This is a genomic window from Paenibacillus macerans, assembly GCF_900454495.1.
Classification (GTDB): domain Bacteria; phylum Bacillota; class Bacilli; order Paenibacillales; family Paenibacillaceae; genus Fontibacillus; species Fontibacillus macerans.
Genome location: NZ_UGSI01000001.1, coordinates 3,494,010 through 3,507,305, shown reverse-complemented (window position 1 = coordinate 3,507,305; position 13,296 = coordinate 3,494,010). Strand labels below are relative to the sequence as shown.

The window sequence follows — 13,296 nt, the reverse complement described above, 5'->3', positions numbered from 1 at the left end:
CACCCCCCGCCCCCTGAACGTAAGGGATAATCGTGCAAAGCACCATGCATGGACACCAAGACACAGACACAGACACAGACACAGATACTATAGACAGCCACCGCAGAGGCAAAGTCATAATTTATTTCGTCAAGCACTGGTTTTGAGCCGCTTTTATTGCAAGAAATTATACTTGGTTTATTATATAAGTTTGTAGGTATTTTTCGTTCAAGTTAGCCGAGAAACAAGAAAAAACTAAAGGAGCACTTAATTTTTTTAACTTTTACTAAATGATATGTACTAGTCTGCCGCTATCACTAGCTTTGTAAATGTTTAGCATAAACGGACGCATTAACAACCTAAAAAAAGTGGAATTTTAGCTAATGAGCGTGATCTTATGAGGACGAAACGAAGGTGCTAGAATTCAGGTTAAGCGGTTACATAAAACCGTTAATAATGATGGGGGGATATAACAAATGTCCAACAAAAAGACAGCATCAATCCTTTTGATTGCGCTTTCACTATTGCTGGTGCTTGCCGGCTGCGGCGGGAAATCGAACGGCGGCGCGGCGAGCGGCGGTGGAGGAAATGCTGGCGCCAATGCCGGCGGCGAAGCAGTCAAACCGGCGGACGGCGAGAAAGTCACCATCAAGTTCATGCATTTGTGGCCGCAGGGCAGCTCGGCCCAGCAAAATAAACTGGTCAACGAAATCATTACCCAATATCAGACCGACCATCCGAACGTGACGATTCAGCAGGAGGTGCTGGAAAACGAGCAGTACAAAAATAAGCTGAAAATTTTATCCGCTTCGAACGAGCTTCCCGACGTCGGCGTGACTTGGGCGGCAGGCTTTATGGATCCGTACGTCAAAGGAAACCTGTTTACCCCGCTCGACGATTTGCTGGACGGAGGTTTGAAGGATAAATTCGTCCCGGGCACGACCGACGCTTACGCCGTGGGCGGTAAGACGTACGGGTTGCCGATCGAGCTCAACATTTCGCCGATTTATTACAACAAAGCGATTTTCGAGAAATACAATTTGCAAGTACCGCAAACGTACGATCAATTTTTGCAAGTCGTGAAAACGCTGTCGGAGAACGGCGTGGCCCCGATTGCCCTCGGCAACAAAGACCGCTGGACCGGTTCGCTGTGGTACATGTATCTGGCGGATCGGCTCGGCGGACCGGAAACGCTGAAGAAAGCGATCGACCGCTCCGGGTCGTTTGAAGATCCTGCGCTGATCCAGGCTGCCGCGGAAATTCAAAAGCTGGTGGATACGAACGCGTTCAACAAAGGCTTTAACGGCTTGTCCAACGATGAAGGCAAATCCGAGTTTATGAACGAAAAAGCGGCGATGTACCTGATGGGCACCTGGGAAATTCCGAACTTCACGACGAATCCGGACGTCCCGCAGGAATTCAAAGACAAGGTAGGCTTCTTCAAATTCCCGACCGTGGAAGGCGGGAAAGGCGACATCAACAGCTGGGTCGGCGGTCCGGGCGTAGGCTTGTTCGTCGCCGAAAACTCCAAGGTCAAAGACGAAGCGAAAAAATTCGTGGAGTATTTCATCGGCAAATGGGGCGCGGAATCGGTTAGCACGGCGGGCGTTATTCCGGCCACGAAAGTGGACACCTCTTCTTCCGATCTTCCGCAAATGTACATCGACCTGCTGAACGAACTGAACAATGCCAGCAACCTGACGTTGTTCGCCGACGTGCAAATGAAACCGAACGCGGCGCAAACGCACTTGAACATGATTCAGGCGTTGTTCGGCAAAGCGGTCACGCCGGAGGATTTCGCCAAGGAGCATGAAGCTGCCCTGCAAAAAGGGGAGTAAGGCATGATAGATAGAAAAGGATGATGAAACCTTATGAATAAGGTCATGTCGAATAAATGGGTCATTGCCCTGTATGTGCTGCCTTCTCTGCTGCTGATCATGGCCATGATCTATATTCCCATCGTACTGACCGGTTACTACGGGTTGATGGACTGGGACGGCATCGGAGCGATGACGTTTGTCGGCCTTGCCAACTACAGCACGCTCGTCAAGGATCCGATGTTTTGGCAAAGCGCGTACCATTCCTTGCTGCTGGCCGTTTTCTCCGGGCTTAGCCTGATCGGATACCTGCTGATTGCGCTCGTCTTGTCCGGAAAAATTAAAGGAGCCAACCTGTTTCGAAAAATTTACCTGATCCCAATGCTGTTGTCTTCGGTCGCGATCGCGCAGCTATGGCTGAAAATTTACCACCCTTCGAATGGGGTGCTCAACAGCTTCCTGACCGGGGTAGGCATTACGGACGCGCCGTCCTGGCTGGCGGAGCCGTCGATGGTGCTGTATGCCCTGTTCGTGCCGATCATCTGGCAGTATGCCGGCTTTTACATCCTGATCTATTACGCCGCGCTGAAGAACATCCCGGAATCGCTCGTGGAAGCGGCGCGCATCGACGGTGCGGGCGCAATGTCGATCGCCTTTCGCATCAAGCTGCCTCTGATCGTGGAAGTGATTAAAGTGACGATCGTACTCGCAATTGTAGGCTCGCTTAAGTATTTCGATCTGATCTATGTCATGACCGACGGGGGACCCAACGGAGCGAGCGAAGTGATGGCCTCCTACATGTACCATCAGGCCTTCCGCGGCTTCGACTTCGGTTACGGCAGCGCGATCGGGTTCTCGCTGCTGCTGATCTGTCTGGTCGCGACATGGCTGATCCGCAAATTGACGGCCTCGGACGACACGATTCAATATTCCTAAGGAGGGGCCAATGATGGAAACGCAAAAATCGATCCGTTTGGAACCGGCGGTTTCCGGTCCCGGTCTGCAGCTCGGCCGCAAGCTGGGGTACGGGCTGCTATATATCGTGCTCGTCCTTGTGGCGGCGCTGCAAATTTTGCCGCTGATCTGGCTGCTGTTCTTTTCGCTGAAAAACAATCAGGAAGTTTTCAACATGCCGCCTTTCTCCATTCCGGCGCATCCCCGCTGGGAGAACTACGAAAAGGTATGGACCCAAGGCAATATCAGCGTTTATTTCCTGAACAGCGTATGGATCACCGCCGTATCGCTCGTCTTGACCGTAATACTGGCGAGCTTCGTCACCTTTGCCATCACCCGCATGAAATGGAAAGGGAGCTCGTTTGTTCTCGGTTTATTTATGGTCGGGATGATGATTCCCGTACACTCGACGCTGATTCCGCTGTTTAGCCTGTTTTTGAAAGTCGGCTTGACGGACCATCCGCTGTCGGTCATCCTGTCCTATGCCGCGTTTAACCTGCCGATCACGATTATGATTTTGCTCGGATTTTATTACGCGCTGCCGAAGGAAGTGGAGGAGGCCGCCATTATGGACGGCTGCTCGATCCATCGGATGTTCTTCCGGATCATCCTGCCGATGACCGCTTCGGTGCTGTCGACGACGGCGATCATCAACATGATCTACAATTGGAACGAATTTATTTTCGTCAACACTTTCATCAGCTCGGATCACTTCAAAACGCTGACGGTCGGCGTCCAGAACTTCATCGGCCAGTATACGACCGATTGGGGCGCGATCGGCGCGACGCTGATGATCAGCATTTTGCCGATTCTGCTCGCCTTCTTCATCATGAGCAACCGCATTGTGGAAGGCATCGCCGCCGGATCGGTCAAAGGCTGAAATGAAATATTCATTGCTTTACCGCGATAATGCAAAATAAGAGAATCTGGGAGCAAACGGGAGTATGTTTATGCCCGGCCGGCAAGTGGGCGCTTTCATGACCCTTCACGCTGCCATCCCCGGTCATATCGGGAGCGAACCGGTTTTTCAGCCCGGCCCCAAAACTTTTATACTTATAAGGATTGTACGGATAAAGTATAAATAGAGGAGTGGGCAGCTTGAGTAATGGGGACGCGTTTGAGCGCCGCAGCGAATTGTTGAAAAGACGGATCGGCCGGATGATTTGCAGGGAGAACCAGTACGGATTGGGGCGTCAGGACGCCCTTCTGCTGCAGCGGTTTATTAAGGAGCTGCATCAAAACGAGCAGGAACGGAATGCGAAAGCGGGCAGCTAAGAGAAAGAGTGAAAATTCTCATATAGAGCGGACACGATATGTTAAATACCCCTTATTTTTTTAAGGGGTATTTTTTATGTACGCCCAGCATGGGCGTCATCTATAGGGTGAAAGTCCCGAGCGGGGGCTGGCGAGCGCCTACCGCTAGCCAAGGGCAAGGGTGTCCATCGCGAGGTGGAATCTGAAGGAAGCCGGAGGCAAAAGCACGGGCCAAGGTACACAAACTGGATTTGAGGCAGGATGAACCGGATGAGCTGCCATAACACAGCGAAATCCAAAGCCGCCAAGGATCACTCCTGTAAACTCCAGTGGTCGTGGGCGGAAAGATGACGTTCTTATCTGGGGAGGCCTGCGGGAGAAAAAAAAAATGCGAAGTCACTTCGTAACCGCAACCGAGAGGCTGCGCTGAACCCGCAGGAGTCAGCAGAGGCCATAGTACGCAAGTACGGGACGCCGGAAAGCGGAAGGGCCGAACCGAAAGGAGAGAGGAAACCGATGCGTTCGCGTGAAGAGCAAAGACAGCCGAATATCCCAAAAGGGAGCTGCCAACAAAGAGAAGCGGTGAAGCCGTCAGGGTATGTTGGAGCGCCGAGTTCTTCATCGGCACAAATCGATCCTTCCTCTCACGAGGCAAGTAACGACTTGTTGGAGCGAATGCTCGAAGGGGAGAACCTCAGGCTCGCCTATAAGCGAGTGGTACAAAACGGAGGTGCCCCCGGTGTAGACCGAGTAACGGTAGCGGGGCTACAGGCTTACCTGAACACACGCTGGGAAACGGTGAAAGATGAACTCCTAACGGGAACGTACAGACCGATACCTGTCAGACGGGTGAAAATCCCCAAACCCGGAGGCGGTGTAAGGCTGCTCGGTATCCCGACCGTGATGGACCGCTTCCTCCAACAAGCACTTCTGCAAGTGATGAACCCGATTTTCGATGCCCCCTTCTCTTGGTACAGCTACGGCTTTAGACCGGGGAAGAGAGCACACGATGCCGTGAAGCAAGCCCAGCGATATATCCAAAGCGGTCTGCGATGGGTCGTAGATATGGATTTGGAAAAGTTCTTTGACCGGGTGAACCACGACATTCTCATGGCAAGAGTGGCAAGGAGAGTGACAGACAAGCGAGTCTTGAAGCTGATTCGGGCCTACTTGGAAGCCGGAATGATGGAAGGTGGCATCTGCCAGAAGACGGACGAGGGAACTCCGCAAGGCGGTCCGCTAAGTCCGCTTCTGGCAAACATCTTACTCGATGATTTGGATAAAGAACTGACAAAGAGGGGGCTGCGGTTTGTTCGTTACGCGGACGACTGCAACATCTTTGTAGCGAGCAGGCGAGCAGGTGAACGAGTCATGGAATCGGTCACACGATTTGTGGAAGGAAAGTTGAAACTGAAAGTGAATCGGGACAAAAGTGCAGTGGACAGGCCATGGAACCGGAAGTTTCTTGGCTTTAGTTTCCTGTCGAATAAACAGGCGACGATTCGATTGGCTCCCAAGACAATCTCTCGATTTAAAGAGAAGATCCGGGAGTTGACAAACCGTACCCAATCAGTCTCCATGGAGGAACGTATATCTAGACTGAACCGTTACCTCATGGGATGGATTGGATATTTCCGAATCGCATCGGCGAAGAGCCACTGTGAAAGATTCGACCAGTGGATTCGAAGAAGACTTCGAATGTGCCTATGGAAACAATGGAAGCGGGTACGCACCCGAATTCGTGAACTTCGGGCACTCGGAGTCCCAGAATGGGCCTGCTATGTTATGGCAAACTCCCGCCGGGGTGCATGGGAAATGTCTCGAAACACAAATAACGCCCTTCCGACTTCCTACTGGGAAGTGAAAGGGCTGAAGAGTTTGCTTTCTCGTTACCTGGAGCTTTGTTAACCTTTTGGAACCGCCGTATGCGGACCCGCATGTACGGTGGTGTGAGAGGACGGGGGTTAGTCACCCTCTCCTACTCGATTTTGAATACCCTAAATTTTATATATGGATATGTCGAAATACGTAGTATAATGGCGAAAATATCACAAAAGGAGATACCGCTATCATGAAAACTTTCCGCATGAACGCTTTACGCCCCAAATTTCTTTTAATTTGTCTTTTACTATTGGCCGTTCCCTCCCTTTTGCTTGGCTTCCTGGCTTTTAACATCTCCAAGCAGCAGTTGGATGCGTCGGGCCGGGCGCAGCTGAAACACAGCGTTAATTTGAGCATCGCCATGATCAACAACTTGGACAAAGAGGTCAAAGCGGGACATTTAACGCTTGAGCAAGCGCAGGATATGTTTCGCGAAGAGATTCTCGGGCCCAAAGGCTCCGACAACAAACGGCCGATTAACCCAAAATACGTGGTCGGTCAAAGCGGGTACTTGTATGCGGTCGACAAAAATGGCGTTTCCGTAATGAATCCCGCCAACGAAGGGTCGGATTTGAATACGGTCGTGACCAAAGACGGCGTTCATATGGGCAAGACGCTTACTGAACTTGGCGCGAAAGGCGGGGGTTTTTTTACATACATATGGAACAATCCATTATCCGGCCATGACGAAGCTAAGATTTCGTATGTGGAAATGGACGAAAACTGGGGGTGGATTGTAGGTTCGGGGGCTTATATGAGCGAGTTTAATCAGGGAGCCAACGAGGTGCTTCGGGTTCTGATCATTACCCTGGCCATCTCTATGGTCATCGGCGCGGCCGCCGCATGGTTGTTCGTCAGCTCGATCGTGAAACCGATCTCCGTCATGGCCGGTCAAGTGGAAAAGGTATCCAACGGCGATTTAACGATGGAGCCGCTGGTTGTCAAAAATAAAGACGAAGTCGGAAGACTGGCGCAGGGTTTCAACACGATGACCGCCAACCTCAGGGAACTGATTCGCCATGTGTCGAACAGCTCCGGGCAGGTGGCGACTTCATCCGAAGAATTAAACGCAAGCGCGCAGCAAACCTCCAAAGCCACCGAACAAATCGCGCTTTCCGCCCAGGAAGTCGCGGTCGGAGCGGAACAGCAGGTCAAAACCGCAAATGACGCCAATGAAGTCGTAAGCGAAATATCAAAAGGCATGGAGCAGGTCGCCTATTCGATCCAGGCGGTTGCCGAGGCGGCAGTAAGCGCAAATCAGGAAACGATGAAGGGCAATGAAGTGATTCAGCAAACGGTGGAACAAATGAGTGTGGTACATGACCGGGTTGAAGCTACATCCCATGTGATTCACTCTTTAGGCGAGAAATCGAGCGAGATCGGGGAGGTTGTATCCCTCATTACGGAAATCGCGAACCAAACCAATCTGCTTGCCTTAAACGCGGCCATTGAGGCGGCCAGAGCCGGGGAAGACGGCAAGGGATTCGCCGTGGTGGCCAATGAAGTCCGTAAATTGGCCGGGCAATCATCCGCAGCCACCGAAAAGATACGGGCCATTATTCAGGACATTCAGAATGAAACGCGCGATGCGGTTACGGCTATCCAAGAGGGGACGCAAGCTGTGGACGAAGGGATGAAACGGGCGCAGCAGACCGGGAACAGCTTCAGAACCATCACCAAAATGATCGAGGAAGTATCCTCCCAGTCCCAGGAAGTTTCCGCCATCGTGCAGGAAGTAAGCGCCTCTTCCCAAAACATGGTGGCGATGATCGAAGCCGTAGCGCTGATCTCCGAACAATCCGCAGGGAACTCTCAGAGTACGGCGGCGGCTTCCGAAGAGCAGCTGGCGTCGATGGAAGAGATCACGGCTTCCGCGACCACTTTAGCCACCATGGCGGAAGAGCTGCAGAGTTTGGTCGCTAAATTCAAAGTCTAATTTTTGTGTGATGGAAATGATGAAGGGCACGCGCCAATCCGAATGGCGCGTGCTTTTTTGTTTGCCGTGCATCGGCTAAGTGACGTATCCCCCACAACCTTGCAAAATAGCGGCACTTTATGTACTTATTGTCCGAATGCAGGCATGTACCTCCACATTAACGGCATTTTTTGCCCTTATTTTTCCACGAACGGTCCAGCAGACCGGGATTTTCTTGCGACGGGGAGAAATAACGGCATAAAATGCACTAGCGTTGCATAAAACCTAACGCGAATAATCAAATATTAGTTAAATATGGGTAATTATGATCATTTTTCATGGAAAAAGCATAAAAAATCTCCTATTGTAAAGAGGTAGGTACGTTGTCCATAACTCTCTACAAAAGGAGACCAACCATGGATAACGTTAAAGCTAAAACGGTCATTTGTCAACTGATTTCCTTACTGCCCATCGATGTGCATCAACGTTTACTCTTCGACCATTACACCAAGAAACTTACCACGATGAAAGCGATCATGCTCTTCATCAATGCTCAGTTGAAACAATGGTCATCTTACGGTGAAATGGAAATTGCACTTCGTGCTGAGCCGAAACTTCAGCAGCTTCTACAGTTGGAGAGTATCAGCGGCTCGCAATTATCCCGAAAACTCGATCAGATCCCAACGGAGCTGTTGGAGTGGATGTTTCAGCATCTGGCATCACAAACACAGCAACGTGCTTGCCACCAGGGCCAGAGCGGGAAATTGCACATCATTGATTCTTCCAGCATTCGACTGCCGCTTCAACTTGGAAGTTGGGCCAAGATGTCAAATAAGAGTAGCGGCGTCAAGATGCATCTGCGCCTCGTTGTTACAGCTCCCGACAAGCTATTTCCTGATGCCATGATCCCCAGTTCGCTCAATGTAGGGGATCGTGCGGGGGCCGTTGAACTGGTCGTCCCCTCGGATGCGATTTATGTGATGGATCGCGGTTATGATGATTATGCCCGGATGGATCAATGGGTCCAGGACAACATCCAGTTTGTGATCCGTATGCGAGATCGCGCGCTTGCCACCGTCATTGAGGAGTATCCTGTTCCGGAAGGCTCGAACATCACGCGGGACGCCAAGGTTTGCGTGGGCAGTTCCTTCCGATCCATGGAACATTCCGTTCGTTTGGTGGAGTTTTATGACGAGCAGGAACGGACTTATCGTATTTTTACATCGGTATGGGATAAGACCGCTGAAGAAATCGCGCAGATCTATAAAAATCGCTGGCTCATCGAGTTGTATTTTAAATGGCTGAAGCAACATTTGCGATTGAAGAAGCTGCACAGTCATAAACCACAGGCTATTTGGAACCAGTTATTCTTGGCTTTAATTACTGCCTTGCTCGTGGAGCACATCCGGCACAGCACCCAAACGGCAAAAACAAACTGGCAAGTGCTCCGGATTCTCCGCGAGTACTTGTACCGTTCATGGCGATCCTTTCGAACCGAACTGGATCGGAAACCCAGTCGAAGTAGTCCGGGGAGACGTCCGGGGTCAGGTCCCAAAGCGTTATCGGTGCGCACAATGGTTGGGATAATTAAGCCAAGCAAATTCAAGTAATAATATCCATTATATACATTTAATGGGACATCGCGACCTACGCATTAGGTAACCTTGACTTTTTGGTCTTAAGCTTAAAAAATGACTGTAAAAAAATCCATTTATAGTTTCAATAATCCAAATGTGGGTTTTGCTGAAAATTGATGTTAGTGTTCTTGCAACGCTAGTGCATAAAATGCCTCTATTTCACTCAAAATGGGTGAGCTCACCGAAATAGCGGCTATTGTTGTCCTTATGTTTACGGTCGGAAAAATAATTTTTGCGTTGACATGTAAGCGCTTTTAAAATACAATAAAAACGTATTAGCAATACGTTTTAGCAAAACGATTTAGCTTCGCTTTGCTAACGTGTCCGGCGGATTTCATTGCTCTCGTCTTCAAGGGCCATGTACAATGGAGATTAGGCTGTTTGTTTTTTCCAAGAATATGAACGGGGTGTTATAGTCATGGCCAGTATTAAAGAAATCGCCAAACTTGCCAATGTATCGCAAGGGACGGCCTCGATGGTCCTGAACGGCAAAGGGGACAAATACCGGATATCCGCCGCAACCCAGCGGAAAATACTTGAAGCCGCCAAACAGCTCAACTATCAGCCGAACATCTCGGCGCGCCGTTTGCGCAGCGGGGGAGAGACGGTCCTGCCGATCATTGCGCTGTTCTGGACGCTCGACACCCGCGCCGCTTTGGTCGGGCGGTTTTTGAAGGGACTGCAGCATGCGATGAGTGAGCTGGAAGACGAATACGAGCTGCTCATTCACCCTTACGTGGGCACGAAGCTGAGCGAAGTCCAGAGCCTCGTGACCGGCACGCGGTTCAATGGGGCGATCATCGCCAACTCGACGGAGGAGGACGATGAATTTCTGGAGGCGGCGGACTTGAACGTGCCGGTGGTGCTGTACCAGCGGGATTCCGGCAAATATGCCTCCGTCAGCGTGGACAGCTTCAAAAGCGGCGGGATGGTGGCCGAGCTGCTGCATAGCCGCGGACACCGCAAGGTGGGGCTGATCGTTCCGGACGTTTCCTCCAGGGCGATCCGGCTGCGCGAGGAAGGCTTTATGGCCAAAGCCGCGGAGCTTGGGTTGGACGTCGGCGAAGCGTGGATCGTTTACGAGGACTTTTCGGAACAGGGCGGTTACGAGGCCGTTAAACGCCTAAAGCCGGAGGGCGGGGGGTGGCCGTCGGCGATATTCGCCCTCAGCGACCAGATGGCCGTCGGAGCGTTGAAGGCGCTGGACGAATGCGGCGTGAAGGTGCCCGAAGAACTGGAGATCATCGGTTACGATAACGATGAAGTGACGAACTACACCGTACCGACGTTATCGACGGTTCATCTGCCGGTGGAGGACATGGCCGGCGAGTGCCTGAAGCTGCTGATCGAGATGATGCGGTACCAGACCAACGTAAAGGCCGCCAAAAAGATGGATACGCGGATCGTTACGCGCAAATCCTGCGGCGGGCCGAGCAACTAAGCAAAATTTGTGCCCGAGGCAACACCGGGGGGCGGCCCAAAGCTTCTCCCCGTTAATAAATAAAAGTTGCAAGCTTATTTAAATCCGGTTCAGGAGGTGATCGGCGCATCAGCAACGGCATATAAGAAAGCGCTTACATTATCAAAAACGCTTAACTGCTCGGAATTAATCCTTCAAGGGGGATGAAAACACATGAAAATGAAGAGATGGTCCATGAGAGTGTTACTGGCAACAATGGCAATGGCTTTGACGCTGGCGGGATGCGCGTCCGACCCGAAGCCGCAGGGCGGGCAATCCGGAGCGGGCGGCACGTCTTCTACCGGGAGTGGAGACACCGTCAATATCGACTTCTGGGGCGGATGGACGGGGCCCGATCTCAACACGATGCAGGCGCTGGTCGAAGTGTTTAACCAGCAGCAGACGAAGATTCACGTGGAATTTACTTCCTTGCAGTGGACGCCGCTGTTCACCAAGTTTTTGACGGAAATGAAAGGCGGCAACCCGCCGGAGGTGCTCGTGATGCATCCGTTCGAGCTGGGGCAGTTCGTGGAGATGGGCGTCCTGGACAGCAAGCCGGTGGCGTCGGTGGGAATGGATGAGGCGAATTACTCCGGCTTTGCCTGGGGAGGCACGAAGTATAAAGGCGAGCAATACGCCGTACCGCTGGACGTCCATATGCACGGCCTTTATTACAACAAAGAGCTTTTGGAAAAAGCAGGCATAAGCGAAGCGCCGAAAACCGGGGAAGAACTGATCGCCGCGGCGCAAAAGCTAACCGTGGACAACAATGGAAAACATGCGGGCGAGGACGGCTTTGACGAAAACAATGTCGTGCAGTACGGGCTGGGCTTCTCAATGAACCACCACGTATTTTATCAAATCTACGCCCTTCTGAACCAGCAGGGGAGCAACCCGTTTACCGAAGACATGGCCTCGGTGGACCTGGATGAAGAAAAAACCGCCAAAGCGATCGCTTTTCTTCAGGACCTCGTTTTCAAATATAAAGTTGTACCGAAGGGCGAGAAATCCCCGGTCGACGATTTCATGGGCGGCAAGGTTGCGATGTTCATCGACGGCCCGTGGCAGATGCCGAAGCTGGAAAGCTCCAACATCCAGTGGGCGAGCGCGCCTTATCCGCAGGTATTCGACCGGCCGGCCGCCTGGGGGGCGGCGGAAATCATGACCTTCCCGCTGCAGAAGGACGAAGATCCGGCCAAGCTGGAAGCGGCCGTGGAGTTTGTACGCTGGCTGGACAAAAATTCGGGCCAATGGGCCAAATCCGGACAGCTTCCGTCCAGCAACAACGGCATGAAAACGGCGGAGGGCATGGATGGACGGGAAGCATTCATAAACAGCCTGGACAACGCGGTGCTGCTGCCGGCGCATCCCAAAGCGGCGCAAATCTTCTCCAGCACGGCGCCGAGCCCGATTCTTACGGCGGCGCAGGACGCCGTTTTGAACAACAAGGATCCGCATGAAATCGCAAAACAGCTTAAGAAAGACATGGATAGCTTGCTGGCCGAATAGCGGCCGGCTGGAAAGGTTGTCGACTTTATGAAATCACAAGGAAAAGTCGCGGCGCTGTTTCTGTTGCCTTATTTGCTCGTTTTCCTGGTTTTCCGGTTTGGCCCGAGCGTGGCCGGGCTGTTTATCGGCTTCATGAAATGGAACATCGTGGGCGACGCGGAGTTTGCCGGTCTGAACAATTTCAGGAAGCTGCTGCATGATCCGATATTTTGGGTCTCGCTGAAAAATACGCTGCTGTTCCTGCTGCTGACGCTGCCGCCGCTGATTGTCTTCAGCCTGCTGGTCGCGGTGCTGCTTAACCAGAAGCTGCGGTTTCGAAACGCCGTAAGAACGATTTCGATCATCCCTTACGTGCTGATTCCCGCAGTGGTCGGCATCATCTGGAACTGGCTGTACGACAACAATTTCGGGATTCTGAATTACTATTTGAAAGCGGCGGGGCTCGGCCCCGTGGAATGGCTGACGAGCGAAAAATGGGCGCTGCTGTCGATCGCGATCGTGACGGTATGGTCGTTTCTCGGCTACAACATGATTTTGTATCTGGCCGGCCTTCAGGATATTTCCGCCGATCTGTACGAAGCGGCCAAGATCGACGGGGCGACGGGCGCGCAGGCTTTCATGCGGATTACGCTGCCGCTGCTGAAGCCGATCACCTCGATGGTCATTACGCTAACCTTGATCAATACGATCCAGATTTTTGACCAGATCTTCGTCATGACGAACGGCGGGCCGGGGACGGCCACGCTCACCCTGGTGCAGTATTTGTACGGTACGGCGTTCCAGAACTACAATCTTGGATACGGCTCCGTACTTGGCATGGCCACTTTGCTCATTTTGATCGTATTCGTGCAAATTCAATCCAGACTGCTGAAGCTGGAAGACTAGGGGGGA

The 13,296-nt window shown here is 52.0% G+C and carries 10 protein-coding genes; all 10 read left to right on the top strand.

All coding sequences use genetic code 11. From position 1 onward, the window contains the following. Positions 1-455: 455 nt before the first annotated feature. The 10 genes from DYE26_RS15880 (at position 456) to DYE26_RS15840 (ending at position 13,290) form a co-directional block, all read left to right on the top strand. The gene (locus DYE26_RS15880) at positions 456-1,817 is read left to right on the top strand and encodes an extracellular solute-binding protein (RefSeq protein WP_115311236.1); all 1,362 of its coding nucleotides are present in this window, start codon (positions 456-458) and stop codon (positions 1,815-1,817) included. Between the two features lie 33 nt (positions 1,818-1,850). Beyond that, positions 1,851-2,732, top strand: a complete 882-nt coding sequence (locus tag DYE26_RS15875; protein WP_115311235.1) for a carbohydrate ABC transporter permease — start codon at positions 1,851-1,853, stop codon at positions 2,730-2,732. Between the two features lie 13 nt (positions 2,733-2,745). Beyond that, positions 2,746-3,630: a carbohydrate ABC transporter permease gene (locus tag DYE26_RS15870; protein WP_115311234.1), complete on the top strand. Its 885-nt coding sequence runs from the start codon at positions 2,746-2,748 to the stop codon at positions 3,628-3,630. A gap of 218 nt (positions 3,631-3,848) precedes the next feature. Next, positions 3,849-4,025, top strand: a complete 177-nt coding sequence (locus DYE26_RS33475; RefSeq protein ID WP_155621468.1) for a hypothetical protein — start codon at positions 3,849-3,851, stop codon at positions 4,023-4,025. 495 nt (positions 4,026-4,520) lie between these two features. Next, positions 4,521-5,912, top strand: a complete 1,392-nt coding sequence (gene ltrA / locus DYE26_RS15865; RefSeq protein WP_036621729.1) for a group II intron reverse transcriptase/maturase — start codon at positions 4,521-4,523, stop codon at positions 5,910-5,912. Between the two features lie 163 nt (positions 5,913-6,075). Next, positions 6,076-7,821 (top strand): methyl-accepting chemotaxis protein, encoded by a 1,746-nt coding sequence (locus tag DYE26_RS15860; protein WP_036625378.1) that lies wholly within the window; start codon positions 6,076-6,078, stop codon positions 7,819-7,821. A gap of 395 nt (positions 7,822-8,216) precedes the next feature. After that, on the top strand, positions 8,217-9,410 hold the full coding sequence (locus tag DYE26_RS15855) for an IS4 family transposase (protein WP_115311229.1): 1,194 nt from the start codon (positions 8,217-8,219) through the stop codon (positions 9,408-9,410). Positions 9,411-9,855: 445 nt separating this feature from the next. Beyond that, positions 9,856-10,878, top strand: coding sequence for a LacI family DNA-binding transcriptional regulator (locus tag DYE26_RS15850; protein WP_036625373.1), 1,023 nt, complete (start codon positions 9,856-9,858; stop codon positions 10,876-10,878). 192 nt (positions 10,879-11,070) lie between these two features. After that, positions 11,071-12,405 (top strand): extracellular solute-binding protein, encoded by a 1,335-nt coding sequence (locus tag DYE26_RS15845; RefSeq protein WP_082207904.1) that lies wholly within the window; start codon positions 11,071-11,073, stop codon positions 12,403-12,405. A 27-nt stretch (positions 12,406-12,432) separates the two neighbouring features. Further along, positions 12,433-13,290, top strand: coding sequence for a carbohydrate ABC transporter permease (locus DYE26_RS15840; protein WP_036625370.1), 858 nt, complete (start codon positions 12,433-12,435; stop codon positions 13,288-13,290). The last annotated feature ends 6 nt before the right edge of the window (positions 13,291-13,296 follow it).